Genomic DNA, 25,083 nt, shown 5'->3' with positions numbered 1-25,083 from the left:
ACGGCCCCGCCTTCCTGGCCTATGTCGAGCAGGTCCTGGTCCCGACGCTGAACCCGGGCGACATCGTCGTCATGGACAACCTGCCCGCCCACAAACCTGCTGCCGTGCGCAGCGCCATCGAAGGCACCGGCGCCAAGCTGCGCTTCCTGCCGGCCTATAGCCCAGACTTCAACCCGATCGAGATGGCCTTCTCCAAACTCAAGGCCTTCCTCAAGAAGCTCGCCCCCAGGACCGTCGACGACCTCTGGCAGGCGATCGCACTGGCCGTCGACGCCTTCACACCTGACGATTGCCAGAACTACTTTACTGCTGCCGGATATGACCGCGACTGATCGGAAAATGCTCTAGCTCGACCGGCCCTGCGTCGCGGCCAGCACGGCCTCGACATGGCCCGGCACCCGGACGCCGCGCCACAGGCCGCGGACGATGCCCTGTTCGTCGACCAGCACGGTCGAGCGGTCGATACCCATGTATTTCCGGCCGTACATCGACTTCTCGACCCAGGCGCCGTAGCGCTCGACCGTGTCGTCGTCCTTGGCCGAGGCCAGGGTGAAGGTGAGGCCGTATTTCGCGGCGAAACGCTCCAGCGCCGGCACCGGGTCCTTGGAGATGCCGATCACCGTGGCGTCGACGTGCTCGAATTCCGGCAGCGCGTCGTTGAAGCCGCAGGCCTCCTTGGTGCAGCCGGAGGTGTCGGCCTTCGGATAGAAGTAGACGATCACCTTCCGGCCCCGCAGGGCCGACAGCGAGACGGTCCCGCCGCCGGCCTTGGGCAGGGTGAAATCCGGGGCGGGCTTGCCGATCTCGACGGTCATTCGGGTCTCTCCACGCGCGGTTCTCTGCGTTCTGCCTAAGACGCCGCGGCCTCGGGGGCAAGGGGCGGCGACCCGATCAGCCGGTCGAACACCGCCATGACTTCGGCCGCCTGCCGCCGCATCCCGGCCGCGGCGGCGTCGAGGTCGTCCGGCGGGGCGGCGGCATCCTCGCCGACGGCGCGGAGCAGGCCGCGGATCATCGCGTCGGAAGCCTCTGCCGGGTCGAACCGGTCTTCGACGGCGAAGCGCAGGAAGGCCTGCACTCGCTGCCAGGTCGCCAGCGCCCGCAGCAGTGAGTCCGCCTCCGCCGCAGGCAGCAGGCCGGCGGCGGCGGCCCGGCGCAGCACTTCGGCCGTGGCCTGGTGCAGGATCTGCGGGTGATCGGCGGCGTGCCGCAACTGCAGGTACTGGGCGATGAACTCGACATTGACCAGCCCGCCGCGGAAGTGCTTGATGTTCCAGATGTCGGCAGTGTCGCGCTGGCGCGCCATCCGGCTGCGCATCTCGGCGATATCGCGCCGCAGCTTGTCGGGATCGCGCGGCAGGCACAGCACGGCACGGATCTCGGCCTCGATCCGCTCGCGCAGCGGCCCGGACGCGTGGATCACCCGGGCCCGGGTCAGGGCCATGTGCTCCCAGGTCCAGGCGTCGCTGTGCTGATAGGCACGGAAGGCCTCCAGGCTGGTCGCGAGCGGCCCGGCATTGCCGGAGGGCCGGAGCCGCATGTCGACCTCGAACAGCGCGCCCTGCGCCGTCGGCGCGGTGATCGCCGAGACCAGGCGCTGGATCAGCCGGGTGTAGTAGACCATCGGCCCGATCGGCTTCTCGCCATCCGACATCTGATCGGCGCCGGCGTCGTGGATCATGATCAGATCGAGGTCGGAGCGGATGGTCATCTCGCGGCCGCCGAGCTTGCCCATGGCGAGCAGGGCCAGCCCGCCCTCCGGGAAGCGGCCGTGCCGCCGCGCGAATTCCTCCTCCACCCGGGGCACCAGGGCCTGCAGCGCCACCTCGGTGACGTCGGACAGGAAGGTGGCGCAGGACGGCGTCTCCGACAGCCGGCGCAGGATGTGCACCGCGGCGCGGAAACGCTGGTCGTTGGTCCAGCGCCGCAGCAGATCGAGCGTGTCCTCGAAGTCCCGCGCGGTCGCCAGCTCCGCCGCCAGCCGCTCCTGCAGCCGCTCACGCCCCGGCAGGGTGCTGAAGAAGCCCGGCGCCAGCACCGCTTCGAGCTGGCCGGCATGGGCCGTCAGATAATCCGCGATCCGGCCGCCGAATCCGAGTATATCGATAAGCAGATCAAGGAGATCGGGGTTGACGTTAAACAAGGAGAAGAGCTGGACGCCCGCCGGCAGCCGGGCCAGGAACCCGTCCAGCCGCTGCAGCGTCGCGTCCGGGTCGGCGGTGCCGCCGACGATCGACAGCAGCCGCGGCACCAGCCCGGTGATCAGGCTGCGCGCCCGTTCGCTGCGCAGGGCCCGGTAGCGGCCGTGCAGCCAGCCGCGGACTACGCCGATCGCCTCGGACGGGCGGGCGAAGCCCAGACGCTGCAGCGTCTCGACCGTGCCGGGATGGTCGTCGACGCCGGCGAAGACCAGGGTGATGCTGCCCTCCGGCGGTCGGTCCTCCTGGAACAGCTCGGCGTAGCGGCCTTCGACCAGCCGCAGCGTGTCGGTCAGCGTGGCGCGGAACGAGGCCGGGTCCGGGAAGCCGAGGAAGCGGCCCAGTGCGTCGACCTCCCGCGGATCCTCCGGCAGCGCGTGGGTCTGATGGTCCTCCAGCATCTGGATGCGGTGCTCGACCCGGCGCAGGAAGCGGTAGCATTCGGCCAGGCTGACGGCGGTGCCGCGGTCGACCCGGCCGGCCTCGGCCAGCGCGTCCAGCCCGGCGACGGTGCCGCGCAGGCGCAGCTTCGGCTCGCGGCCGCCGAAGATCAGCTGCTGCATCTGCACGAAGAACTCGATCTCGCGGATGCCGCCGCGGCCGAGCTTCAGGTCGTGGCCCTCGATCGCGACCGTGCCATGGCCGTGATGATGATGGATCTGCCGCTTGATCGCGTGGATGTCCTGGATCGCCGCGAAGTCCAGGTTGCGGCGCCAGATGAAGGGCGTCAGGAAGTCGAGGAAGGCGTCGCCGGCGGCGCGGTCGCCCGCCACCGGCCGCGCCTTGATCATCGCCGCGCGCTCCCAGCTCTGTGCCAGGCTGGTGTAGTAGCTCTCGGCCGCCGCCAGCGACACGGCGGGCGGCGTCGCGCCGGGGTCCGGCCGCAGCCGCAGATCGGTGCGGAAGACATAGCCGTCGACCGTCCGCTCCTCCATGATCCGCACCAGGTCGCGGGCCATCCGGGTGAAGGTCTGGCCGAGGTCGTCCGGCCGGTCGGTCGGCACCTTGTCGGCGTCGTAGAAGATGATCAGGTCGACGTCGCTGGAGTAGTTGAGCTCGCGCGCGCCCAGCTTGCCCATGCCCAGCACGATCAGCCCGGACGCATCCGGCGCCGCCACGGCCTCGGGCCGCAGGAGGCCGCGCGCCGCGGCGCGGGCCAGGAGATGGGCGGTGGCGAGATCGAGGGTCGTCTCGGCGAGGTCGGAAAGGGCGCCGGTCACCCGCTCCAGCGGCCACAGCCCGCCGATATCGGCCAGCGCGATCAGGAGGGCGACGCGCCGCTTGGCCAGGCGGAAGGCCTGCATCAGCCGGGTGGTGTCGGCCTCGGCCGCGGTGTCGGCGCGCAGGGCCGCCAGCTCCGCCGCGACGGCGGCGTCGGGGCCTTCGGCGAGGAAGCGCCGGACGGTCGCCGGGGTCCGCAGCGCCAGCTCGGTCAGATAGGGGCTGCCGCCGAACACGGCGTCGAGCAGGGCGCGTCCCTGCAGGTCGTCGGGCAGCGCCGCGATGAAATCGCGAAGCCCGGGATCGGATTGCTCGGTCGCGCGTTCAAGCCACCGTTCGACTCCGCGCCGGGCACGGTCGGGATCGCCCGCGCGGGGCCAGACGGCTTCTGTCTGATTGGCTTCGGAACGTGGCATCGCGCTGTCCATGTGCCTAAGGTGCGGGCGCAGCATCGGAGTCCCGTGGGGACGGGTCAAGCGAGGGTGAAACGTTCGGGATGAGGGCGCTGAAGATCCTGGCCGAGATCGTCGGGCTGGCGGTCGCCGGCGTCGCCCTTGCCGCCGTCGTGCTGGCTTGGCGGCTTTCCTCCGGGCCGATGGAGATCGATTTCCTCACCCCCTATGTCGAGCAGGCGATCTCCGACAACGAGGCCTCGGTCGAGATCGGCGCGCTCGCCCTGCGCTGGGAGGGGTTCGACCGGCCGGTGGTGCTGGCCGCGCGCAACGTGCGGGTGCGGCAGAAGGACGGGGCGCTGATCGCGATCGTTCCGGAGAGCTCGGCCAATGTCAGCATGCCGAAGCTGCTGCGCGGGGTGGTGGCGCCGTCGCGGATCGACCTGATCCGGCCGCATCTGCGGGTGACCCGGACCGAGGCGGGCGAGTTCAGCTTCGGCCTGGAGGCGAGCGAGAGCGGGGAGGGTGGAGCCTCGACCCCGGCCGAAGGGGCGCCGACCCGCGACGTGGTCAAGGACCTGCTGGCCGCGCTGGACGCCCGGATCGGCAGCGAGGACAGCCCGATCGCCTCGCTCACCCGCCTCACCCTGGTCGACGGCAGCGTCCGCATCGACGACCGCCTGCTGGGGCGAAGCTGGCTCGCGCCCAAGGCCTCGGCCGACCTTCGCCGCACCCCGACCGGCGTCGACGGCCGGGCATCGCTCGCCGTCGTCTCCGGTGGCGGCACGGCGCAGTTCGGCGCCGAGATCCACTATCTGCGGGCCAGCCGCAGCGGCCGGGCGACCGTGACCTTCGCCAATGTGGTTCCGGCGGCCCTGACCCGGATCTCGCCGGTTCTGGCGCCGCTGGAGGCGATCGAAAGCCCGGTGTCCGGCCGGGTCGAAGCCGATTTCGACTCCCGCTTCCAGCCGACGGGCGGCCGGTTCTCGCTGACCAGCATCAACACGACGCTCCGGCTGCCGCCGCTGTGGACCGCGCCGTTCAGCGTCGCCCGGACCAGCCTGTCGGGCACGGTCGACCTGCCGAAGCGGCGGCTGACGCTCGATGATTTCAGCATCGATTTCGGCGGGCCGAAGATCTCCCTGTCCGGCCAGGTCGACGCGGTCGGCGACACCATCGAGCTGGTGACGGCCGGAACCGTCGCCGGCGTGCCGGTCGATCTGCTGGACAGCCTGTGGCCCCCCGGCCTGCCCAGCGGCGCCCGCGCCTGGATCACCACCAATCTCCGCGACGGCGTGATCGACCGCACCGAGTTCAGCCTGCATGCGCGGGCGCCCATCTCAGATCCTGAGGCGGTGACCCTGGTGTCGGCCGACGGCACGATCCAGGCGCGCGACATGACGGTGCACTATTTCGACGGGCTGCCGCCGATCACCGGCCTCAACGCCGCGGCCAGCTTCAACCAGTCGACCATGCGCATCGCCACGGCCGGCGGGCGGCTGCAGGATGTCGAGGTACAGCCTTCCGAGATCACCATCACCGGCCTCGACCTGCGCGACCAGGTGATCGATATCGACGCCCGGGTCGAAGGGCCGGTGAAGGCGATCATGTCGGTGCTCGACGTGCCGCGGCTCGGCTACGCCCGGAAGATGGACCTCGTGCCCGACCGCATGTCCGGTCGGGCGTCGGCGCGGCTGCACTTCGGCTTCTCGCTGCTGGCCGACCTGCCGTTCGAGGCGGTCCGCATGGCCGTGGAGGGCCAGCTCAGCAATGTCGGCATCGCCGCCGCCAAGCCGGGCTACGACCTGACCGGCACCGACGCCAGGCTGACGCTCGACAAATCCGGCATGACGCTGCAGGGCAAGGGGCAGGTGAACGCCGTGCCGCTCACCTTCTCCTGGCGCGAAGCCTTCGATGACTCGGCGATCGAGACCAGGGTGTCGGCCCAGGCGACCTTGAACGCGGAGGCGCGGGCGGCGCTGCGCCTGCCCGAATTCGAGCCGGTCGGCGGCACCATCGGCGCCGATCTCGACTACGCCAGACGCTCCGGCGGGGCGGCGACGCTCGACGCCAAGCTCGACCTCACCGACACCCGGCTCGCCATCGACCCGATCGGCTGGGTCAAGCCGCCGGGCGGCAGGGCGAATGCGACGGTCAGCCTGGCCCTGGCCGGCGACCGCGTCACCAAGGTCTCGCAGTTCAGCGTCTCGGGCGGCGACATCACCGCTTCCGGCAGCGCCGACTTCGCCCGCGACGGATCGCTGGCCCAGCTCTCCATCGCCTCGTTCCGGCAGGGTCCGAACGACGTGAAGGGCCAGGTCGAGGTGCTGGGGCCGGACCATTATCGCCTGGCGCTCAGCGGCACGCATCTCGACGTCTCGGGCATCCTGGGACAGCGGCGCACCGCCGCGGGGCAGGGGGGCGCGTCGTCCGATAGATCGGCGACCGACCCGGCGCCGGGCCCGCGGATCGACGCCACCTTCGACGTCGCGGAACTGTCCTTCGGGGACAACCGGTCGCTGCGCTCGGTGCACGGCCGGGCGATCGGCCGCACCACCAACCTGCAGGACGTGACCCTGGCGGCGCAGCTGCCGGGCGGGCGGCCGATCGACCTGCGGCTGACGCCGCAGCAGGGGCAGCCGGACCGGCAGATCCTGACCCTGCGCAGCGAGGATGCGGGCGAAGCCCTGCGCGTGCTCGACATCGCCGAGAACATCACTGGCGGCAGCCTGCTGGCCACCGGCACCCGGAACGGCGTCACCGGCGCGATCGACGGCCGGGTGGACGCCCGCGGCTTCGTGCTGCGCGAGGCGCCGGGCATGGCGCGGCTGCTGGCCGCCACCTCGCCCTCCGGCCTGCAGGACCTGTTCGGCACCAGCGGGCTGACCTTCAACCGGCTCGACGCCGACTTCACCTACGCCGCGGCGCAGCGGCGGATCACGCTGAAGCAGGGGCGGGGGGCCGGCGGCGACCTGGGGCTGGCATTCGACGGCGTGATCGACCTCAGGGCCGAGACCATCGACCTCGCCGGCACCATCGTGCCGATCTACCACATCAACAGCGTGATCAGCTCGATCCCGCTGATCGGCGACATCCTCACCGGCGGCGAGGGCGGTGGGCTGTTCGCCTTCACCTACACGATCCGCGGCTCCTTCGCCGACCCCTCGGTCTCGGTCAATCCGCTGTCGGTGCTGGCGCCGGGCTTCCTGCGCCGGCTGTTCTTCGAGGAGACGCCCTCGGCGGACGGCGCCGCGCCGCGGCCGCCGGCGCAGCCGCGGCCGCAGCAACCGCCGCGCGAGCGCAGCGGCGGCCGATAGCTACTCGCCCACCGCCAGCCCGGCCGGGCGGCGGTTGTCGTTGGCGCCGTAGACGAAGCCGGGCCGCATCTTGCCACCGAAGGCGCGGTCATTGCCGGAGGAGGCGACGCCGGATCCCGCCGCGGCAGCCGAGGGCTGCAGCGCGATCAGCTCGGCCGCGCCCCAGGGCGACTGCACCGTCACCTTGTGGCCCATCTGCTCCAGCAGCTTCACCGTGTCGGGCGACAGAGCGCGGGGCTCCGCGAAGATCTCGTCCGGCAGCCACTGGTGGTGGATGCGCGGCGCATCCACCGCCTCCTGCGGCTGCATGCCGAAATCGATCATGTTGAGAGCCGCCTGCAGCGTGATGGTGATAATGCGCGCCCCGCCGGGGCTGCCCAGCACCAGCACGACCTCGCCGTCCCTGGTCACCAGCGTCGGCGCCATCGAGGACAGCGGCCGCTTGCCGGGCGCGATGGCATTGGCCTCGCCCTGCACCAGGCCGAACAGGTTCGGCACGCCGGGCTTGGCCGTGAAGTCGTCCATCTCGTCGTTCAGCAGGAAGCCGGTGCCGGGCGCGATCACCCCGGCGCCGAACAGCCCGTTGATGGTGTAGGTGACCGAGACCGCGTTGCCGTCCTTGTCGACCACGGAGTAGTGCGTCGTCTCCGGCTTCTCGTGGGGCGGCACGCCCGGCTGCACCTCCTTCGACGGTGTCGCCTTGTCGGGCAGGATCTTCGACCGGATCTGGGCCGCGTACTCCTTGCTCAGCAGCCGGTCGAGCGGGTTCTTCACGAAGGCCGGGTCGCCGAGATAGGTGTTGCGGTCCATATAGGCGTGGCGCATCGCCTCGACCATCAGATGGACGCCTGCGGCCGAATGCCAGCCCAGCGCATTCAGGTCGTAGCCCTCGAGGATGTTCAGGATCTCGCACATCGTCGTGCCGCCGGAGGAGGGTGGCGGCGAGGACACGAAGACGTAGCCGCGATAGCTGCAGGTGACGGGATCCGTCTCGGTCACGGTGTAGTCGGCGAAGTCCCGGGCGGTCATGATGCCGCCATTGGCCTCCATCGCCGCCGCGACCTTCTGCGCGACCGGGCCCTTGTAGAACGCGTCCGGCCCGCTCTTGGCGATGGCTTCGAGGGTGTCGGCCAGGTCCGCCTGCACCAGCCGGTCGCCCGGCTGCAGCGCCGAGCCGTCGGGGCGGAAGAAGATCTTAGACGCCACCGGGTCCTTCTTCAGCAGGGCGGCGCCGGCGTCGAGGATATCGGTGTCGCCGCGGGTCAGGACGAAGCCCTCGCGGGCCAGCCGGATCGCGGGCGCCATCACCTGCTCGCGCGGCAGGGTGCCGTAGCGCTGCAGCGCGGTGTCGAGGCCCAGCACGCTGCCGGGCACGCCGACCGCGAGATAGCCGTACAGGCTGGCGCCCTTGATCGGGTTGCCCTCGGCGTCGAGATACATCGTCCTGGTCGCGGCGGCCGGCGCGGTCTCGCGGAAGTTCAGGAAGGTGTCGCGCTTCTCCTTGGCCAGGTGGATGACCATGAAGCCGCCGCCGCCGATATTGGCGCAGCAGGGGTTGGTCACCGCCTGGGCGTAGCCGACGGCGACGGCGGCGTCGACCGCATTGCCGCCGGCCCGCAGGATCTCGGCCCCGGCGTCGGAGGCGAGGTGCTGGGACGATACCACCATGCCGTCCGGCGCCTCGACCGCGGGCGGCGACGCGGCCTGTGCCCCGGTCGCGCCCAGCGCGCAGGCCGCCACTGCCAACCATGCCCATGCATGCCGGATCATCATGCCCCTCCTGTCTGACTGGCCGCGCGGTCTTCGCGGCGCGGGCGAGAGGAGGTCATGCTGCCCGGAGCTGTGATCCCTCGCAATGGTGGCACTTTGCCACCATTGCGAGGGATCCATCCTCAGGCAGGCCGCACCAGCACGTGCTTCTTGCGGCCCGCGGAGAGCTTGATCACGCCGTCGGCGCCGATGTCGCGGTCGCCGACCGGCTGCTCCGGATCGGCGATGGCGACGTCGTTGACGCGGCCGCCGCCGCCCTGGATCAGCCGCCGGGCCTCGCCGTTCGAGGTGGCGAGGCCGGCCCGGGCGAACAGCCGGAAGGCCTGGATGCCGGCCGCCAGCTCGGCCCGCGGCACCTCGATCGACGGCAGCCCCTCGGCCGACACGCCCTGCTCGAAGGCCTGGCGGGCGGTCTCGGCCGCCGCCTCGGCCTTGTCGCGGCCATGCACCAGCGCGGTCGCCTCGGTCGCCAGGATCTTCTTGGCCTCGTTGATCTCGGCTCCGCCCAGCGCCGCCAGCCGCTCGATTTCGTCCAGCGGCAGCTCGGTGAACAGCTTGAGGAAGCGGCCGACATCTGCGTCCTCGGTGTTCCGCCAGTACTGCCAGTAGTCGTAGACCGGCAGCCTGTCCTCGTTCAGCCAGACGGCGCCGGCCGCGGTCTTGCCCATCTTGGCGCCGGAGGCGGTGGTGAGCAGCGGCGAGGTCAGGCCGTACAGCTCGCGCCCGGCGATGCGGCGCGCCAGGTCGATGCCGTTGACGATGTTGCCCCACTGGTCCGAGCCGCCCATCTGCAGCACGCAGTCGTAGCGCCGCGACAGCTCCAGGAAGTCGTAGCCCTGCAGGATCATGTAGTTGAATTCGAGGAAGGTCAGCGGCTGCTCGCGGTCCAGCCGCAGCTTCACCGAATCGAAGGTCAGCATGCGGTTGATGGTGAAGTGCCGCCCGATCTCGCGCAGGAACGGGATGTAGGCCAGGCCGTCCAGCCAGTCGGCGTTGTTGGCCATGATCGCGCCGCGCTCGAAATCGAGGAAGCGCGCGAACACCCGGCGGATCGAGGCGATGTTGGCCGCGATCGTGGCGTCGTCGAGCAGCGGCCGCTGGTCGTCGCGGAAGGACGGGTCGCCGATCTTGGTGGTGCCGCCGCCCATCAGCGCGATCGGCCGACCGCCGGTCTTCTGCAGCCAGCGCAGCATCATGATCTGCACCAGATGCCCGACATGCAGGCTGTCCGCCGTGGCGTCGTAGCCGATATAGGCCGTGACCGGTCCCTTGGCCGCCAGGGCGTCCAGGCCCTCGGCATCCGTCACCTGATGGATGAAGCCGCGCGCCTCGAGGGTGCGCAGGAAGTCGGAGCGGAATCCGGTCATGGTCGGTCGAACGTCGATCAAAGGTCGGGAGCAGGGCTGTAGCATGCCGGCCGCCCCGGCCTCAAATCGAACCTCCCATGCGCCGGCGGATCACGCCGCGGCGGTGACGATCCAGGTGGCGGCATCGAACTGCACGCCTGCCGCCGTCTCGTAAGGCGCCAGCGCCTTGCGGACGGCCGGGGCGACGACCTCCCGCTTGTCGGGGTTCTGGCGCAGCAGGGCGCCGAGCGGGCCGCTGCGAAGCGTCAGGGCCAGCGTCTCCTCGAGACCGCCGACCCCGGTCTTGGTGTCGAGCGGCTTGACCTCGATCCGCCCGAAGCCGGCGCGTCCAAGGATGTCGCGGATCCGGTCGGCATCGGCGAGGGCGAACGGACCCGGCGCGCCCGGAGCCGGCGGTTCCGGCGCCGGCAGGTAGGGCAGCCCCGCCTGCAGCGGCACGGTCGCCCAAGTGTTCTCGGCGAGCGGGCGCCAGCAGACGAAGGCGAGCCGGCCGCCGGGCTTGAGCGCGCCGCGCAGATTGGCGAAGGCCGCGGCCGGATCGGCGAAGAACATCACGCCGAAGCGGGAGAACAGCCCGTCGAAGCGGCCGGGCTCGAAATCGGCGGTCTGCGCATCCGCCTCGCGGAAACGGGCATTGGCCAGGCCGGCCTCGGCCGCACGGCGCCGCGCGACCTCCAGCATCGGCGCCGAGACGTCGACGCCGAGGACGGCGCCGTCCGGGCCGACGCGCCGCGCCAGCTCCAGCGTGCTGCCGCCGCAGCCGCAGCCGATATCGAGCAGATGCTCGCCCGGCCGCGGCGCCAGCGTCTCGATCGCGTGCCGGCCGATCGGGGCGGTCAGGCGGTCGAGCGGCTCCTGCAGTTCCACCCAGGTCGGCCCGACGGCCTCGTTCCAATAGGCGATCTGGTCGGCGTTCGGCGTCTCGGGTCCGGTCGTCGCCATCGCGTCCTCCCCTGGTCCGGCCGCGAGGCCGCGCGGTCAGTCCGCGGGCTGCTGCGGCGACAGTTTCACCATCTTGCTCAGATAGTCGTCCATATGGGCCAGCAGCTGGTCGTTGTGCAGCGTGAAGTAGTGGTTCGCCCCCGGGATCAGCCGGTAGTCGATCTTGATGTCCTTCTGCTGCGACAGCTTGTTGACCAGCTTCTGCACCGAGTCATGCGGTACGAGGTCGTCCTTGTCGCCCTGGATGATCAGGCCGGAGGACGGGCAGGGCGCCAGGAAGGTGAAGTCGTATTTGTTGGCCGGCGGCGACACCGAGATGAAGCCGTCGATCTCCGGTCGGCGCATCAGCAGCTGCATGCCGATCCAGGCGCCGAAGGAGAAGCCGCCGACCCAGCAGGCCTCGGCGTTCGGGTTCAGCGCCTGTAGCCAGTCCAGCGCCGAGGCGGCGTCGGACAGCTCGCCCTCGCCGCGGTCGTGCACGCCCTGGCTGCGGCCGACGCCGCGGAAGTTGAAGCGCAGCACGGTGAATTCGTGCTTCTTGAAGGCCTGGTACAGCGTGTGCACCACCTTGTTGAACATCGTCCCGCCGCCAAGCGGGTCCGGGTGCAGGAGGAGCGCGATCGGCGCGTTGGTGCGCTTGCTCGGGGTGTAACGGCCTTCGAGGCGTCCCTCGGATCCGTTGAAGATGACATCCGGCATCGGCCGTTAAGCTCCTCGAAGTTGCGACGGGGCGGGCCAGATCATCGGCACCGCATCCGGCGATGCCGACGGGCGGCGCGTGGGGGCGGCTTTCTTGACCATGACACTCGGATATCTATATCTAAGCGGTCACTCTTGAGCGGTCACTCACCCTGCCATGGCGCGGACCGTGCCGGCCACCGCCGTCCACACGATCCACGCGAAATGTTCGTATAGCATCGGGACGGGCTTCGTGTTCAAGCGTCTTCGCGATGATCGAGGCACGCCGGTCGGGCAAGGGTGAGGATCGCGTATGGCGCCGCAGGTCCGGCCGCCGGATCTGTCCGGCATCCGGTCCGCGGTGCGGGCAGCAGTTGCAATTCCGGTCCGGCGGGCAGGCCGGGCCGTTGGGGGCGCAGAAGATGCGTTTGAGCACCAAGGGACGCTACGCCGTCATGGCGATGGTCGACCTGGCGCGGCACGGAGCCGAAGGCCCGGTGGCGCTCGCCGACATCGCCCTCCGCCAGGAAATCTCCCTCCCGTATCTGGAGCAGCTCTTCGCCAAGCTGCGCCGCGGCGGCCTGGTCCGCAGCGTGCGCGGGCCCGGCGGCGGCTATCTCATGGCCCGACCCTGCGGCACGGTGCGGATCTCGGACATCATCTTCGCGGTGGACGAGCCGATCCAGGCGACCCGCTGCGAGAAGCACAGCCCGCTCGGCTGCCACAGCGACAAGAGCCGCTGCCTGACCCACGACCTGTGGGAGGAGCTGGGCAACCAGATCCATCTCTACCTGTCCTCGGTCACGGTCGAGGACGTGGTCAACCGCCGGGTGCTCGGCTCCAGCCATCTGTTCCCCTCCGGGCAGGGCGTGACCGTCGCCGCCGAATGAGGGGAGGGGCCGTGACCCCCGTCTATCTCGACCACAACGCCACCGCGCCGCTGCTGCCGGAGGCGCGCGACGCCATGCTCGCGGCGCTCGGGATCGTTGGCAATCCGTCCTCCGTGCACCGCTTCGGCCGCGAGGCCCGGCGCCTGGTCGAGGCCGGCCGCGCCCGGGTCGCGGCCCTGGCCGGCGTCGCGCCGGCCCAGATCGTCTTCACTGGCGGCGCCACCGAGGCCAACGCCCTGGCGCTGACCGGGCTCGGCCGCCGCCGCGTCCTGGCCTCCGCCATCGAGCATGACAGCGCCCTGGCCTGGGCCACGGAGCGCATCCCGGTCGACGGCGCCGGCCGGGTCGACCTCGACGCGCTCGACCGCCTGCTGGCGGCCGGTGCCGAGCCCGCGGTCGTCTCGGTCATGGCGGTGAACAACGAGACCGGCGTGATCCAGCCGGTGGCCGAGGCCGCGGCCATCGCCCGCCGCCACGGCGCGCTGGTGCATTGCGACGCGGTCCAGGCTGCCGGGCGGATTGCGCTGCCCTCGGTCGGGGTCGATGTCGATACGCTCAGCCTCTCCGCCCACAAGCTGGGCGGGCCGCAGGGCATCGGCGTCCTGGTCCTGCGCGACGGGCTGCCGCTGGCGCCGCTGCTGCGTGGTGGGGCGCAGGAGGGGCGGCGCCGCGCCGGGACCGAGAACGTCGCCGGCATCGCCGGCTTCGGCGCCGCGGCCGCCGTGGTGGCCGACCGCGCCGACCAGCCGCGGATCGCGGCGCTGCGCGATGGGTTGGAGGCGCGGCTTGTCGACGCCGGGGCCGTCGTAATCGGCGCCGCCGCGCCGCGCGTCGCCAACACCAGCTGCGTCGCCATGCCCGGCGTCACCGCCGAGACCCAGGTCGCGGCGCTCGACCTCGCCGGGATCGCGGTCAGCGCCGGCTCGGCCTGCAGCTCGGGCAAGGTCCGGCGCAGCCACGTGCTGGAGGCGATGGGCCTGCCGGCCGAGCTGGCCGAAAGCGCGATCCGGATCAGCCTGGGGCCGACGACCGACGCCGCGGCGGTCGACCGCTGCGTCGCCGCCTGGATCGCGCTGGCCGAGCGGAAGCGCGGACGCGCGGTGGCCTGAGAATTCTGGGCCACCAACGATGTGAGGCATCCCCCTCCTGGTGAACCCTGAGCGGGCTCGCCCGTCCAGCATCTCAGACGCCTGGATCGCCGCGAATGCCGGCCGGTCCTTCTCCCCTACAGCACGAAGTCCGTCGCCTGCAGGGTGATGGCGCCGGTCAGGATGATGTGGAAGTCGGACGTGCCGTCGCCGTCGACGTCGCCGGCGACGGTGGTCTGGCCGTTGCTGATGGCGAAGCGCAGTTCGCCGGCATGGTGGGTGTACGAGCCGGAGCCGATGAAGGTGAAAGTCTGATTGCCCGATGCTCCGGCGTCGGCGTCGATCGCCGACAGGTCGATCTTGTCCCGTTGGGTTTGGCTGAAGTCGGCGATCCGGTCGGCATTGGCGCCGGCGGCCAGGCTGTCACCAACCGGGTCATAGCTGTCGTCGACCGAGCGATAGACGAAATGGTCGATGCCATCGCCGCCGCGCATGGCGTCTTTCCCGGCGCCGCCGACCAGCCGGTCATGACCGACGCCGCCGATGAGGGTATCATTGCCGTCGCCGCCCTCGATAATGTCGGCGTGAGCGTGGCCGTCCAGGACGTCGTCGCCGTTGCCGCCTTCGAGGACATCATTGCCGGAGAAGCCGACAATCCTGTTGGCTCCGGCGTCGCCGATGAGGTGGTCGCGCTCGGAGCTGCCATAGATATTCTCGATGCCGATCAAGGTGTCGCCTTGGGCATCGCCGCCGCGGCCTGTGCCGGTAGAGAGGTCCACGGTGACCCCGACCGCCGGCCGATACGGGGTGGGGGAGAACCAGTAGTTGGCGAGGTCGGTGCCGCCACCGCCGTCGAGGCTGTCGGCGCCCTCGCCGCCGTCGAGCACATCGTTGCCGTCGCGGCCGGCGAGAGCATCGTTGTCGCCAAGCCCTCGCAACACGTTGCTGCCACGATCCCCTCGAACGGTGTCGTCGTAGCTCGTGCCGTCGACATTCTCGACATTGGTGTATTCACCGAACTGGAGATCTGCCGAGAAACCCCAGTGAACGAAATCGTTGCCCAGGATGACGGTATCGACCCCGGCGCCGCCGTCGACCCGGACACCCTGGTAGATGCGGTCGTCGCCGCCACCGCCGAAGACAACATCGTTGCCGTTGCCGCCGTCGATCCATTCGTTGCCGTTGCCGCCGAACAGGGCATCGTCGAACGTCGTGCCATTGACAGAGCGCGGAGTGGTGGAGGTGTCGAAGACGAAGTCGTCGGCGCTCAGGCTGTCCAACGAGACGTTCTTGAGACGGATGACCTCATTGTTGGGCCATGGCGGATCTGGGGGAATGGCCTCCATCATGCCGTAGCCGAAGGTGATGACGACATCGTCGCCGTCCTGCTTCATGAAGTGCTTCAGCGTGTCGAAATCGGTGATGTAAAGAGGCGACAGGTCGATCTTGTCGCCGTCGTTGAAGTCGGTGATGGTGTCCTGGCCGAACGCGCGCGCGTCGAAGACGAAGATGTCGTTGCCGCCGCCACCCGTCAGCGTATCGTCGCCGCCCCGGCCGAAGAACCGGTCGTTTCCGGCGCCGCCGACGAGGGTGTCCTTCCCATCGGTGCCAACATAGTCGGTCATCGTTTCCCCCTCCGTGATGCTGCGGTTCAATGAGTGCTGCCTTGAGGATCCCATACCTCGGTATTAGGAGGCCAATTGTCGCGGCCGGATGCCTCGACCTTCTATTCGCTATTTGTTTCAAATGGGACCATATCGAGGCCATCCTCCGGCCGGTGGTTCCGGCGGCTTCTCGTGGGAATCGACATCGCCATTGCCCCCTTTTTCGAGCTTGCGTAGAACACCTCGTTTCGAGCAGGAGCACGGGTCCGGAATGCCCAGGATCATCTTCATCGAGCCGGACGGGAACCGGCGCGAGATCGACGCCCCGGCCGGGCTGTCGATCATGGAGATCGCGCACAAATACGACGTCGATCTGGAAGGCGCCTGCGAGGGCTCGCTGGCCTGTTCGACCTGCCATGTGATCGTCGAGCCGGAATGGTACGACCGGCTGCTGCCGGCGCGCGAGGACGAGGAGGATATGCTCGACCTCGCCTGGGGCCTGACCAAGACCTCGCGCCTCGGCTGCCAGATCATCATGAGCGACGAGCTCGACGGGCTGACGGTGCGGCTGCCCGCCGGCACCAACAACATGATGTGATACAAGGGGCCCCGGCATGAGCGGTCCGCATGCCGGGGTCCAGCGGAGCGCGGCTGAGAACGACTCTCGCAGTCGGGTTTTCGCTGGCATTCGCCGCCGAAACGCCTATCTATGGCGAAAGAAGGGCGGCAGCACAGGCCTCCCAAGGGAACGTCCTTGGGGCCTTCCGCATCGGAGTACCCGACTAGCCCACTCGGTTAATCGGTTCTGGCACAGGGGTTGAGGAGCGAGGCATGGCGGCGGTCCAGGAGACGGTCCGGCAGGTCGAAGAGATCACGAACAGCCGCTACAAGCACGGCTTCTTCTCGGTCATCGAGACGGAGACCGCGCCCAAGGGGCTGACCGAGGACACCGTCCGCTTCATCTCCGCGAAGAAGAACGAGCCCGAATGGCTGCTCGAATGGCGGCTGCGCGCCTTCCGTCTGTGGCAGACCATGGAGGAGCCGAACTGGGCGCGGATCAGCCACCCGCCGATCGACTATCAGGACGCCTACTACTACGCCGCGCCGAAGAAGAAGCCCAAGCTCGGCAGCCTGGACGAGGTCGACCCCGAGATCCTGGCCGTCTACGAGAAGCTGGGCATCCCGCTGCGCGAGCAGGAGAAGCTGGCCGGCGTCGCCGTCGACGCCGTGTTCGACAGCGTCTCCGTTGCCACCACCTTCAAGGAGGCGCTGGAGAAGGAGGGCGTGATCTTCTGCTCCATCTCCGAGGCGGTGCAGAAGTACCCCGAGCTGGTGCGCCAGTATCTCGGCTCGGTGGTGCCTTATTCCGACAACTTCTTCGCCACGCTGAACTCGGCCGTCTTCACCGACGGTTCGTTCGTCTACATCCCCAAGGGCGTGCGCTGCCCGATGGAGCTGTCGACCTATTTCCGCATCAATGCGGAGAATACGGGCCAGTTCGAGCGCACCCTGATCATCGCCGACGAGGGCAGCTACGTCTCCTATCTGGAGGGCTGCACCGCGCCGCAGCGCGACGAGAACCAGCTGCACGCCGCGGTGGTCGAGCTGGTGGCGCTGGACGACGCCGAGATCAAGTACTCCACCGTCCAGAACTGGTATCCGGGCGACGAGGAAGGCAGGGGCGGCATCTACAACTTCGTTACCAAGCGCGCCGCCTGCCGCGGCCGCAACTCCAAGGTCAGCTGGACCCAGGTCGAGACCGGCTCGGCCATCACCTGGAAGTACCCGAGCTGCATCCTGCAGGGCGACAACTCGGTCGGCGAGTTCTACTCGGTGGCGATCACCAACAACCGCCAGCAGGCCGACACCGGCACCAAGATGATCCATATCGGGAAGAACACCAGCTCCCGGATCATCTCCAAGGGCATCTCGGCCGGGAAGTCGGACAACACCTATCGCGGGCTGGTGCGGATCCTGCCTGGCGCCGACGGGGCGCGCAACTTCACCCAGTGCGACAGCCTCCTGATCGGTGACAAGTGCGGCGCCCACACGGTGCCCTATATCGAGAGCCGCAACCCGACGGCGCAGGTGGAGCACGAGGCGACGACCAGCAAGGTCAGCGAGGACGTGCTGTTCTACTGCCGCCAGCGCGGCATCGGCGAGGAAGAGGCGCTGGGCCTGATCGTCAACGGCTTCTGCCGCGAGGTGCTGCAGGCGCTGCCGATGGAGTTCGCGGTCGAGGCGCAGAAGCTGGTCGGGATCAGCCTGGAAGGCTCGGTCGGGTGAGACCCCGCCGCGCTTGCGCGGCGAGATCGTGACGAGATTGCCGCCGTCGCGCGGCCGCATGGTTTCGAGGACAGGCCGCGGTGAAGCGGCGAGGGAACGCGGAATGCTGGAGATCAAGGACCTGCACGTTGCCGTCGACGGCAAGGAGATCCTCAAGGGGCTCTCGCTCACGGTGAACAAGGGCGAGATTCACGCCATCATGGGGCCGAACGGCTCCGGCAAGTCGACGCTCAGCTACGTCATCGCCGGCCGCGAGGGCTATGACATCACCGAAGGGTCGATCACCTTCAACGGCGAGGACCTGCTGGAGCTGGAGCCGGAGGATCGGTCGCGCGCCGGCCTGTTCCTGGCCTTCCAGTACCCGCTCGAGGTCGCCGGCGTCGGCACCGTCACCTTCCTGCGCACCGCCTACAACGCCCATCGCAAGCATCGCGGCGAGGCCGAGCTGGACCCGATGCAGTTCACCAAGTTGCTGCGCGAGAAGGCCAAGGGCCTGGGCATCGACACCGAGATGCTGAAGCGCTCGGTCAATGTCGGCTTCTCCGGCGGCGAGAAGAAGCGCAACGAGGCGCTGCAGATGGCGCTGCTCGAGCCCAGCCTCGCGGTGATGGACGAGACCGACAGCGGCCTCGACATCGACGCGCTCAAGGTGGTGGCCGAGAGCGTGAACAAGCTGCGCTCGCCCGACCGCGCCTTCCTGGTGATCACCCACTACCAGCGCCTGCTCAGCCACATCATCCCCGACCACGTCCACATCATGGCCGACGGCCGGATCGTCCGCTCCGGCGGCAAGGAGCTGGCGCTGGAGCTGGAGGAGAAGGGCTACGCCGGCATCGTTCCGGCCGCCGCGTGAGGCCGCGATGAGCGAAGGGATCACCATCTCGCCCGTCGTCGCCGCCCAGCGCGACCGTTTCGCCGCCAGCCGTGCGGCGCTCCCCGGCGTCGGCCGCAACGCCGTCGCCCGCCGCCGCGAGGCGGGCATCGCCCGGTTCGAGAGCCTGGGCCTGCCGACGCGCAAGCTGGAGGCCTGGAAATACACCGACCTGCGGCGGCTGGAGAAGCTGGGCCTCAACGGTGCCACGGCGCCCGCCGACGTCGCGCTGCCCGAGGCGCTGCGCGCCTTCGTGCCGGCGCAGGGCCCGTCCATGGTCTTCGTCAACGGCCGGCTGCGGCCGGAGCTGTCGCATCTCGACAGCCTGCCCAAGGGGCTGCGCCTCGACGGCTACGCCGCGGCGCTGGAATCGGGTGATGCCGAGGTCGAATCCCGCTTCGCCGGGGCCGCGGATGCGGCGCCGCTGGTCGAGCTGAACACGGCGCTGGTCGAGGACGGCGCGGTGCTGCGCATCGCCCCCGGCGCGGTGATCGAGACGCCGGTCCGCCTGGTCTTCCTGACCGCGCCCGGCGCGGCGCCGGTCGCGAGCCATCCGCGCATCTTGATCCTGGCCGGCGCGAACAGCCAGGCGACGGTGATCGAGGCCTATCACGGCGCCGACGGCACAGGCTACTTCACCAATGCGGTGGTCGAGGCCGAGGTCGGCGACGGCGCCCGGCTGCGCCACTACCGGCGGCAGAGCGAGGGGCTGCATGCGGTGCATCTGCTGAACGGCACCGCCCGGATCGGCCGCGACGCCACCTATGACAGCTTCACCCTCAGCCTCGGTGCCGACCTGGCGCGGACCGAGGTGGTCGCGACCTTCACCGGCCGCGGCGGCAACGGCCACGTCACCGGCGCCTATCTGGCCGACGGCACCCGCCACATCGACACCACCACGCTGATCGACCATGCCGTGCCGGACTGCCGGTCGCGCGAGGTGTTCAAGGGCGTGCTGGACGGCAAGGGCCGGGGCGTGTTCCAGGGCAAGATCATCGTCCGGCGCGACGCCCAGCGCACCGACGGCTACCAGCTGAACCGGGCGCTGATGCTGTCGAAGACGGCCGAGATCGACAGCAAGCCCGAGCTCGAGATCTATGCCGACGACGTCAAGTGCAGCCACGGCGCCACGGTCGGCGAGATCGACGCCGAGGCGTTGTTCTACCTGCGCAGCCGCGGCATCGAGGAGCGCGCGGCCCGGGCCATGCTGGTCGAGGCCTTCCTGCGCGAGGCGCTTGAGGAGGTCGCCGACGAGGCGATCCGTGAGGAGTTCGGATCCGCGGTCGAGCACTGGCTCGCCACACGGCACCAGGAGGGTTGAAGCCGATGGACACGCGGCTGCATTCGAGCGGCATCAACGCCTATGACGTGAACGCCGTGCGGGCGGATTTCCCGATCCTGTCCCGCACCGTCTACGGCAAGCCGCTGATCTATCTCGACAACGCCGCCTCGGCCCAGAAGCCGCGCGCGGTGATCGACGCCGAGCGCCGCGTCTATGAGGAAGAATACGCCAACGTCCATCGCGGCCTGCATTATCTCAGCGGCGCCGCGACCGACGCCTTCGAGGCGACGCGCGAGGCGGTGAAGCGCTTCATCAACGCCGCCTCGATCAAGGAGATCATCTACACCCGCGGCACCACCGAGGCGATCAACCTGGTGGCCCAGAGCTATGGCCGCGCCTTCCTGAAGGAAGGGGACGAGATCATCGTCTCGGTGATGGAGCACCATTCCAACATCGTGCCCTGGCAGCTGCTGGCGCAGGAGAAGGGGCTGGTGCTCAAGGTCGCCCCGATCGACGACGACGGCAACTTCCTGCTCGAGGAGTTCGAGAAGCTGCTGTCGCCGTGGACCCGGCTGGTCTCGGTCACCTACATGTCGAACGCGCTGGGCACCATCGTCCCGGTCAAGGCGGTGATCGAGCGGGCGCATGCGGTCGGCGCCAAGGTGCTGCTGGATGCGGCCCAGGCGGTCACCCACATGCCGGTCGACGTGCAGGCGCTGGGCTGCGACTTCCTCGCCTTCTCCGGCCACAAGCTGTACGGCCCGACCGGCATCGGCATCCTCTACGGCCGGGAGGCGCTGCTGGAGGCGATGCCGCCCTGGCAGGGCGGCGGCGAGATGATCCGCACCGTCAGCTTCGCCGGCACCACCTTCGCCGACCTGCCGGCGAAGTTCGAGGCCGGCACCCCGGCCATCGCCCAGGCGATCGCGCTGAAGGCGGCGATCGACTACGTCACCGCGCTCGGGCTCGACACCATCGCCGCGCATGAGCGCGAGCTGCTGGACTATGGCGTCGAGCGGCTGTCGCACGTGCCGGGCCTGACCATCGTCGGCCGGGCGCAGGAGCGCGCCTCGATCATCTCCTTCACCATGGATGGCGCCCATCCGCACGACATCGGCACCATCATCGACCACCACGGCGTTGCGGTGCGGGCGGGCCATCACTGCGCCCAGCCGCTGATGGAACGGCTGAACCTGCCGGCCACGGCGCGCGCCTCCTTCGGCCTTTACAACACCAAGGCGGAGATCGATGTGATGGCCGAGGCGTTGGACAAGGTGGTCAAGCTGTTCGCGAAATGACGATGCCCCCCTCCCAAGCACGACTGTCCCCGGAAGAGCTCGAGGAGAACTTCTCCCTGCTGGACGACTGGGAGGAGCGCTACGCCTATATCATCAGCCTGGGCGACGCCCTGCCGCCGTTCCCGGAGGCCGAGCGGATCGAGGCCAACAAGGTGCATGGCTGCCAGAGCCAGGTCTGGCTGATCGCCCGGCCCGAGGACCAGGCGCCGGACCGGATCGTGTTCCAGGGCGACAGCGACGCCCGCATCGTCAAGGGGCTGATCGCCATCGTCACCGGCGTGTTCTCCGGCCGGCGGCCGGAGGAGGTGGCGGCGATGGACCTGCGCGGACTGTTCAACCGGCTCGGCCTCGACACCCATCTGACCAGCGGCCGCCGCAACGGCCTGGCCTCGATGGTCGAGCGGATCAAGGAGATCGCGCGGCGCCACATCGCCGCGCCGGAGGCGACATCATGAACCGTCCCGCCTATTTCCCCGATGACGGCCTCGGCCTGAACGACTTCATGCGCGCCGGCACGCTGGACGTGCCGGAGCCGGACTGGATCCATGTCCGCACCCCGCTGTCGAAGATCGAGTATCCGCTCGATGTCGAGGCGACGCGGTCGGCCATCCTCGACAACCTGACCCTGGTCTTCGACCCGGAGCTGCCGGTCAACATCGTCGAGCTCGGACTGATCTACCGGATCGAGGTGTCGCCGGAGGGCAAGGCCGAGATCGACATGACCCTGACCGCGCCGAACTGCCCGGTGGCGGGCTCGATGCCCGCGATCGTGGAGAAGGGCGTGCTGGCCGTGCCGGGCGTGACCGAGGCCAAGGTCAGCCTGACCTGGGATCCGCCCTGGTCGATCGAGCGCGCCAGCGAGGATGCCCGGCTGGCGCTGGGGATGTAGCGAGCCGTACTCGGCCGTCTTCCGGCCACCTCCATTGTCATCCTCGGGCTTGACCCGAGGATCCAGGGGCTTCCAGAGCGGCTCTCCGTGGCCCCTGGATTGCCGGGTCAAGCCCGGCAATGACAGAAAAGGGAAAGGGTGAGGTCGCCGGAGAACGTCTGCGTTGCACCGCAGGCCGTTGAAGTCTTTTCCGGATCGGCCCATCTTGTGGGTCGAGGACAAGAGGTGAACAGGATGCGCGCCCTACCGCCGCCGATTACGCTGACCGACCGCGCCGCCGACCGCGTGCGCGAGCTGATCGCGAAGTCGCCCAAGCCGATCCTCGGCCTGCGGGTCGGGGTGAAGGCCCGCGGCTGCTCCGGCCTCAGCTACTTCATGGAATACGCCGAGGAGCGGAAGAAGTTCGAGGACGTGGTCGAGAGCAAGGGCGTCACCGTCCTGATCGACCCCTCGGCGATCATGTTCCTGCTCGGCACCGAGATGGACTACGTCCAGGAAGAGTTCGGGGCCCGCTTCGTGTTCAACAACCCGAACGAAGTCGATCGCTGCGGCTGCGGCGAGAGCTTCCGGGTGGCCCAGCCCGAGGGCAAGGAACCCGCCCCCGCTGGTGTCTGACACCGCCCGGCGGTCGCCATGGCGCATCCAGCCGGCGACGCGCCGGACCTGACCCTTCGAACTCTCCGCCGCCTGCTGTCGCCGCCACGCCTGCGACGGATGGTGCGCTTTGCCATCGGCGGCATCCTGGTTGGCTGCATGGCCGTCGCCTTCGCCCGCGCTGCGGATGAGGCGCAGCAGTTCTTCTTCTGGCTGACCGATGGCCGGCTGTGGCTGGCGCCGATCCTGGGCGCCGTCGGCTTCGGCGTCTCGGCCCTGGCGGCGCAGCGGCTGTTCCCGGCGGCGCCGGGCAGCGGCATTCCGCAATGCATCGCGGCGATGCGCCGGCCGCTGGAGCTGGTGCCGAGCCAGCTGAACGCCCGCACCGGCATCGGCAAGATCCTGCTCTGCCTGTTCGGCCTCGCCTGCGGCGCCTCGATCGGGCGCGAGGGGCCGACCGTGCAGGTTGGGGCCGTGATCCTCGCCGGCCTGACGCCACGCGCCAACCCGGCGCGGCTCAGGCGGGTGATCACCGCCGGCGGCGCGGCGGGCCTGGCCGGCGCCTTCAACACGCCGCTCGCCGGCATCGTCTTCGCGCTGGAGGAGCTGGTCGGCGGCTTCGACATCCGCAACCGCATGGCGGTGCTGGCCGCGATCTTCCTGTCCTCCGCCGTCGCCATCGCCGTGCTCGGCGACTACACCTATTTCGGCCGCCATCCACTGGACGCTACGGCGCAGGCGGTCCCGATCTTCCTCCTGGTCGCGCTTCTGGCCGGGATCCTCGGCGGCGTGTTCGGCCGCTGCGTCCTGGCGCTGACCCGGCTGCTGCCGCTTCTGTTCGGCCGTTTCGGCCGCTGGTCGGTGCTGATCGCAGCCGCCAGCTGCGGCCTTCTCGCCGGGCTGATCGGCCTCGCGGCCGGCGGCGCCACCTTCGGCACGGGCTACGAGCCGACGCGCCTTGCCCTCGAAGGCGGCCAAACCCTGGCCTGGTGGTTCTTCCCGGCCAAGTTCGCCGCCACCGCCCTGGCGTCCTCCGCCGGCATCCCGGGCGGGCTGTTCGCGCCCTCGCTGTCGGTCGGCGCCGGATTCGGCGCGATCTTCGCGCCGCTGGTCGGCCCCGACCTCGTGCCGTCGCTGATGCTGGTCGGCATGGCCGCCTATCTGACCGGCGTCACGCATTCGCCGGTTACCGCCCTGGTGCTGCTGACCGAGATGACCGGCGAGGCCCGCGGCCTCGCCATCCTGATCCCGGCGGTCGGCCTGGCCTGGGCCGGATCGCGGCTGGTGCTGCGGCACGGCCTCTATCACCTGCTGGCCGAGCGAATTCTTGCGCGTGCCGGCTGGAATCCTTCAGCGACAACCTGATATCGTCTGCCCACAAAGGAATAAAGGCCTTGTGGGGGTTCAGGTGAGATACGGTCTCCCGGCGCTTGCTGCGCTGGCGCTTCTCGGCTGTGCGCAGAAGCCGCCGCCGAGCGAGCCGCCCGCCGTGTTGTCGCGGACGGTGACGGTGAACGGCCTCAATATCGGCGTGACCCGGCTGACGGAGTCGAGCTGGGGGGCCTGGCTGGTGGGGCCGAGCCTGATCGGCCCGTCCCCGGCGAAGGTCCGCGCCGCCGAGCGCAAGGCGATCGAGCAGGTGTCGGCCTGCAAGATCACCTCGGTCACCCCGCGCGACAACCCGATGCGGGCGGAGTATGTCGAGCTGACGGTGGCGTGCTGAAGCGGATGAGCTTAGGCCAGATCGATCATCCGATTGAACGGAAACGCTGTTTTTGCCTCTCCCGCTTGCGGGAGAGGTCGGAGACGCGAAGCGGCTCCGGGTGAGGGGAGTTTGTCGAGGCCTGGGCCAGCCCTCACCCGGTCTCGCTGCGCGAGCCCGACCTCTCCCGCGTCCGGCGGGAGAGGCAATGCGTGAAGACGCTCGACATTCTATGAACCCTGCCCGAGGGCACCGAAGTGACCTGACCTCAATTCATGAGCAGGCTTCGCGGCGCTCCTGCCTCACCCGGTCGGCAGCTTCAGCTCGTAGCGTTCGGCCCAGCGGCTGCGGTCGTAGGGTGGCTCGCCCGCATCGGCGAAGACTTCCACCGCCTCCGTGATCTGGCCGTCGCGCAGGCGGTACAGCGAGACCGCATGCACGATGTCGTTGCCATTGGTGATCAGCACGCGGGAGACCGCGCGCTCGCCCGCCGGGATCAGCTCTTGCAGATGGCAGCGCCAGCGGCCGGGATAATTGGCGTTCAGGGCAATGAAGGCATCGGCGCCACGGATGCGCTCGCAGGTCTGCGGCCAATCCGCCACAAAGTCATCGGACAGCAAACCGAGGGCGCTGGCCCAGTCGCGCGCATCGAAGGCGCGCCACAGGGCGGCGACGATGTGGACGTCCATGGCAT

The 25,083-nt window shown here is 69.6% G+C and carries 22 protein-coding genes; 14 read left to right on the top strand and 8 right to left on the bottom strand.

Going from position 1 to position 25,083, the window contains the following annotated elements; genetic code table 11:
* Nucleotides 1–332, top strand: a 332-nt coding sequence (locus tag G537_RS0113340; RefSeq protein WP_026870550.1) for a transposase, incomplete at its 5' end; no start/stop codon positions are given.
* 12 nt (nt 333–344) lie between these two features.
* On the opposite strand, the gene G537_RS0113335 is transcribed toward G537_RS0113340, so the two are convergent.
* Together G537_RS0113335 and G537_RS37790 are read right to left on the bottom strand one after the other, a co-directional pair.
* A complete protein-coding gene (locus G537_RS0113335) occupies nt 345–815 on the bottom strand; it encodes a peroxiredoxin (protein ID WP_026870549.1) in 471 nt (156 codons plus the stop codon).
* Nucleotides 816–850: 35 nt separating this feature from the next.
* Nucleotides 851–3,835 carry a bifunctional [glutamine synthetase] adenylyltransferase/[glutamine synthetase]-adenylyl-L-tyrosine phosphorylase gene (locus tag G537_RS37790; RefSeq protein WP_034851635.1) on the bottom strand — a complete coding sequence of 995 codons (2,985 nt, stop codon included), beginning with the start codon at nt 3,833–3,835 and terminating at the stop codon, nt 851–853.
* Nucleotides 3,836–3,915: 80 nt separating this feature from the next.
* Between G537_RS37790 and G537_RS0113325 the strand changes: the two genes are divergently transcribed.
* Entirely contained in the window at nt 3,916–7,128 is a 3,213-nt protein-coding gene (locus tag G537_RS0113325) for a YhdP family protein (RefSeq protein WP_026870548.1), read from the top strand.
* On the opposite strand, the gene ggt is transcribed toward G537_RS0113325, so the two are convergent.
* The 4 genes from ggt to G537_RS0113305 all read right to left on the bottom strand — a co-directional run bounded on the left by ggt (nt 7,129) and on the right by G537_RS0113305 (nt 11,906).
* On the bottom strand, nt 7,129–8,898 hold the full coding sequence (gene ggt / locus G537_RS0113320) for a gamma-glutamyltransferase (RefSeq protein ID WP_034851633.1): 1,770 nt from the start codon (nt 8,896–8,898) through the stop codon (nt 7,129–7,131). It abuts the gene before it with no gap.
* A gap of 122 nt (nt 8,899–9,020) precedes the next feature.
* Nucleotides 9,021–10,265, bottom strand: coding sequence for a tyrosine--tRNA ligase (gene tyrS, locus G537_RS0113315; RefSeq protein ID WP_026870546.1), 1,245 nt, complete (start codon nt 10,263–10,265; stop codon nt 9,021–9,023).
* Nucleotides 10,266–10,355: 90 nt separating this feature from the next.
* On the bottom strand, nt 10,356–11,207 hold the full coding sequence (locus G537_RS0113310; protein WP_026870545.1) for a class I SAM-dependent methyltransferase: 852 nt from the start codon (nt 11,205–11,207) through the stop codon (nt 10,356–10,358).
* Nucleotides 11,208–11,243: 36 nt separating this feature from the next.
* Nucleotides 11,244–11,906 (bottom strand): alpha/beta hydrolase, encoded by a 663-nt coding sequence (locus tag G537_RS0113305; protein WP_026870544.1) that lies wholly within the window; start codon nt 11,904–11,906, stop codon nt 11,244–11,246.
* Between the two features lie 401 nt (nt 11,907–12,307).
* On the opposite strand from G537_RS0113305, the gene G537_RS0113300 reads away from it, so the two are divergent.
* Together G537_RS0113300 and G537_RS0113295 are read left to right on the top strand one after the other, a co-directional pair.
* Nucleotides 12,308–12,775: an Rrf2 family transcriptional regulator gene (locus G537_RS0113300; protein WP_026870543.1), complete on the top strand. Its 468-nt coding sequence runs from the start codon at nt 12,308–12,310 to the stop codon at nt 12,773–12,775.
* An 11-nt stretch (nt 12,776–12,786) separates the two neighbouring features.
* The gene (locus tag G537_RS0113295; RefSeq protein WP_245579016.1) at nt 12,787–13,884 is read left to right on the top strand and encodes a cysteine desulfurase family protein; all 1,098 of its coding nucleotides are present in this window, start codon (nt 12,787–12,789) and stop codon (nt 13,882–13,884) included.
* Between the two features lie 116 nt (nt 13,885–14,000).
* Here the strand turns inward: G537_RS0113295 and G537_RS0113290 are convergent, their stop codons facing one another.
* The gene (locus G537_RS0113290) at nt 14,001–15,488 is read right to left on the bottom strand and encodes a calcium-binding protein (protein ID WP_026870541.1); all 1,488 of its coding nucleotides are present in this window, start codon (nt 15,486–15,488) and stop codon (nt 14,001–14,003) included.
* A 250-nt stretch (nt 15,489–15,738) separates the two neighbouring features.
* On the opposite strand from G537_RS0113290, the gene G537_RS0113285 reads away from it, so the two are divergent.
* The 10 genes from G537_RS0113285 (at nt 15,739) to G537_RS0113240 (ending at nt 24,410) form a co-directional block, all read left to right on the top strand.
* Complete coding sequence (locus G537_RS0113285; RefSeq protein ID WP_026870540.1) at nt 15,739–16,065, top strand: ferredoxin family 2Fe-2S iron-sulfur cluster binding protein; 327 nt, start codon at nt 15,739–15,741, stop codon at nt 16,063–16,065.
* A gap of 233 nt (nt 16,066–16,298) precedes the next feature.
* Nucleotides 16,299–17,753 carry a Fe-S cluster assembly protein SufB gene (gene sufB, locus G537_RS0113280; RefSeq protein WP_026870539.1) on the top strand — a complete coding sequence of 485 codons (1,455 nt, stop codon included), beginning with the start codon at nt 16,299–16,301 and terminating at the stop codon, nt 17,751–17,753.
* 103 nt (nt 17,754–17,856) lie between these two features.
* On the top strand, nt 17,857–18,606 hold the full coding sequence (gene sufC / locus G537_RS0113275; protein ID WP_026870538.1) for a Fe-S cluster assembly ATPase SufC: 750 nt from the start codon (nt 17,857–17,859) through the stop codon (nt 18,604–18,606).
* A 7-nt stretch (nt 18,607–18,613) separates the two neighbouring features.
* On the top strand, nt 18,614–19,945 hold the full coding sequence (gene sufD, locus G537_RS0113270; RefSeq protein WP_026870537.1) for a Fe-S cluster assembly protein SufD: 1,332 nt from the start codon (nt 18,614–18,616) through the stop codon (nt 19,943–19,945).
* A 5-nt stretch (nt 19,946–19,950) separates the two neighbouring features.
* On the top strand, nt 19,951–21,204 hold the full coding sequence (locus tag G537_RS0113265; RefSeq protein ID WP_051248378.1) for a cysteine desulfurase: 1,254 nt from the start codon (nt 19,951–19,953) through the stop codon (nt 21,202–21,204).
* 2 nt (nt 21,205–21,206) lie between these two features.
* Nucleotides 21,207–21,659, top strand: coding sequence for a SufE family protein (locus G537_RS0113260; protein ID WP_034851590.1), 453 nt, complete (start codon nt 21,207–21,209; stop codon nt 21,657–21,659).
* Nucleotides 21,656–22,093, top strand: coding sequence for an iron-sulfur cluster assembly protein (locus tag G537_RS0113255; RefSeq protein ID WP_026870534.1), 438 nt, complete (start codon nt 21,656–21,658; stop codon nt 22,091–22,093). The genes G537_RS0113260 and G537_RS0113255 overlap by 4 nt, the downstream gene beginning before the upstream one ends.
* Before the next feature lie 234 nt (nt 22,094–22,327).
* Entirely contained in the window at nt 22,328–22,708 is a 381-nt protein-coding gene (locus G537_RS0113250) for a HesB/IscA family protein (protein ID WP_034851588.1), read from the top strand.
* 18 nt (nt 22,709–22,726) lie between these two features.
* Entirely contained in the window at nt 22,727–24,052 is a 1,326-nt protein-coding gene (locus G537_RS0113245; RefSeq protein WP_034851586.1) for a chloride channel protein, read from the top strand.
* Between the two features lie 43 nt (nt 24,053–24,095).
* Nucleotides 24,096–24,410 carry a hypothetical protein gene (locus G537_RS0113240; protein ID WP_155888604.1) on the top strand — a complete coding sequence of 105 codons (315 nt, stop codon included), beginning with the start codon at nt 24,096–24,098 and terminating at the stop codon, nt 24,408–24,410.
* Between the two features lie 281 nt (nt 24,411–24,691).
* Here the strand turns inward: G537_RS0113240 and G537_RS0113235 are convergent, their stop codons facing one another.
* Nucleotides 24,692–25,078: a nuclear transport factor 2 family protein gene (locus G537_RS0113235; RefSeq protein ID WP_051248376.1), complete on the bottom strand. Its 387-nt coding sequence runs from the start codon at nt 25,076–25,078 to the stop codon at nt 24,692–24,694.
* Between the last annotated feature and the right edge of the window lie 5 nt (nt 25,079–25,083).

It is taken from the genome of Inquilinus limosus DSM 16000, from assembly GCF_000423185.1.
In the GTDB taxonomy this organism is placed as follows: domain Bacteria; phylum Pseudomonadota; class Alphaproteobacteria; order DSM-16000; family Inquilinaceae; genus Inquilinus; species Inquilinus limosus.
Note: the sequence above shows the minus strand (reverse complement) of the source record. Positions and strands in the feature narration are given on the sequence as shown.

Coding starts and splice junctions, on each gene's coding strand:
- sufD (WP_026870537.1), top strand. CDS start 18,614: ATGAGCGAAGGGATCACCATCTCGCCCGTCGTCGCCGCCCAGCGCGAC.
- G537_RS0113260 (WP_034851590.1), top strand. CDS start 21,207: ATGCCCCCCTCCCAAGCACGACTGTCCCCGGAAGAGCTCGAGGAGAAC.
- G537_RS0113335 (WP_026870549.1), bottom strand. CDS start 815: ATGACCGTCGAGATCGGCAAGCCCGCCCCGGATTTCACCCTGCCCAAG.
- G537_RS0113310 (WP_026870545.1), bottom strand. CDS start 11,207: ATGGCGACGACCGGACCCGAGACGCCGAACGCCGACCAGATCGCCTAT.
- G537_RS0113265 (WP_051248378.1), top strand. CDS start 19,951: ATGGACACGCGGCTGCATTCGAGCGGCATCAACGCCTATGACGTGAAC.
- sufB (WP_026870539.1), top strand. CDS start 16,299: ATGGCGGCGGTCCAGGAGACGGTCCGGCAGGTCGAAGAGATCACGAAC.
- ggt (WP_034851633.1), bottom strand. CDS start 8,898: ATGATCCGGCATGCATGGGCATGGTTGGCAGTGGCGGCCTGCGCGCTG.
- G537_RS0113250 (WP_034851588.1), top strand. CDS start 22,328: ATGCGCGCCCTACCGCCGCCGATTACGCTGACCGACCGCGCCGCCGAC.
- G537_RS37790 (WP_034851635.1), bottom strand. CDS start 3,835: ATGCCACGTTCCGAAGCCAATCAGACAGAAGCCGTCTGGCCCCGCGCG.
- G537_RS0113285 (WP_026870540.1), top strand. CDS start 15,739: ATGCCCAGGATCATCTTCATCGAGCCGGACGGGAACCGGCGCGAGATC.
- G537_RS0113235 (WP_051248376.1), bottom strand. CDS start 25,078: ATGGACGTCCACATCGTCGCCGCCCTGTGGCGCGCCTTCGATGCGCGC.
- G537_RS0113325 (WP_026870548.1), top strand. CDS start 3,916: ATGAGGGCGCTGAAGATCCTGGCCGAGATCGTCGGGCTGGCGGTCGCC.
- G537_RS0113245 (WP_034851586.1), top strand. CDS start 22,727: ATGGCGCATCCAGCCGGCGACGCGCCGGACCTGACCCTTCGAACTCTC.
- sufC (WP_026870538.1), top strand. CDS start 17,857: ATGCTGGAGATCAAGGACCTGCACGTTGCCGTCGACGGCAAGGAGATC.
- G537_RS0113305 (WP_026870544.1), bottom strand. CDS start 11,906: ATGCCGGATGTCATCTTCAACGGATCCGAGGGACGCCTCGAAGGCCGT.
- G537_RS0113255 (WP_026870534.1), top strand. CDS start 21,656: ATGAACCGTCCCGCCTATTTCCCCGATGACGGCCTCGGCCTGAACGAC.
- G537_RS0113290 (WP_026870541.1), bottom strand. CDS start 15,488: ATGACCGACTATGTTGGCACCGATGGGAAGGACACCCTCGTCGGCGGC.
- tyrS (WP_026870546.1), bottom strand. CDS start 10,265: ATGACCGGATTCCGCTCCGACTTCCTGCGCACCCTCGAGGCGCGCGGC.
- G537_RS0113300 (WP_026870543.1), top strand. CDS start 12,308: ATGCGTTTGAGCACCAAGGGACGCTACGCCGTCATGGCGATGGTCGAC.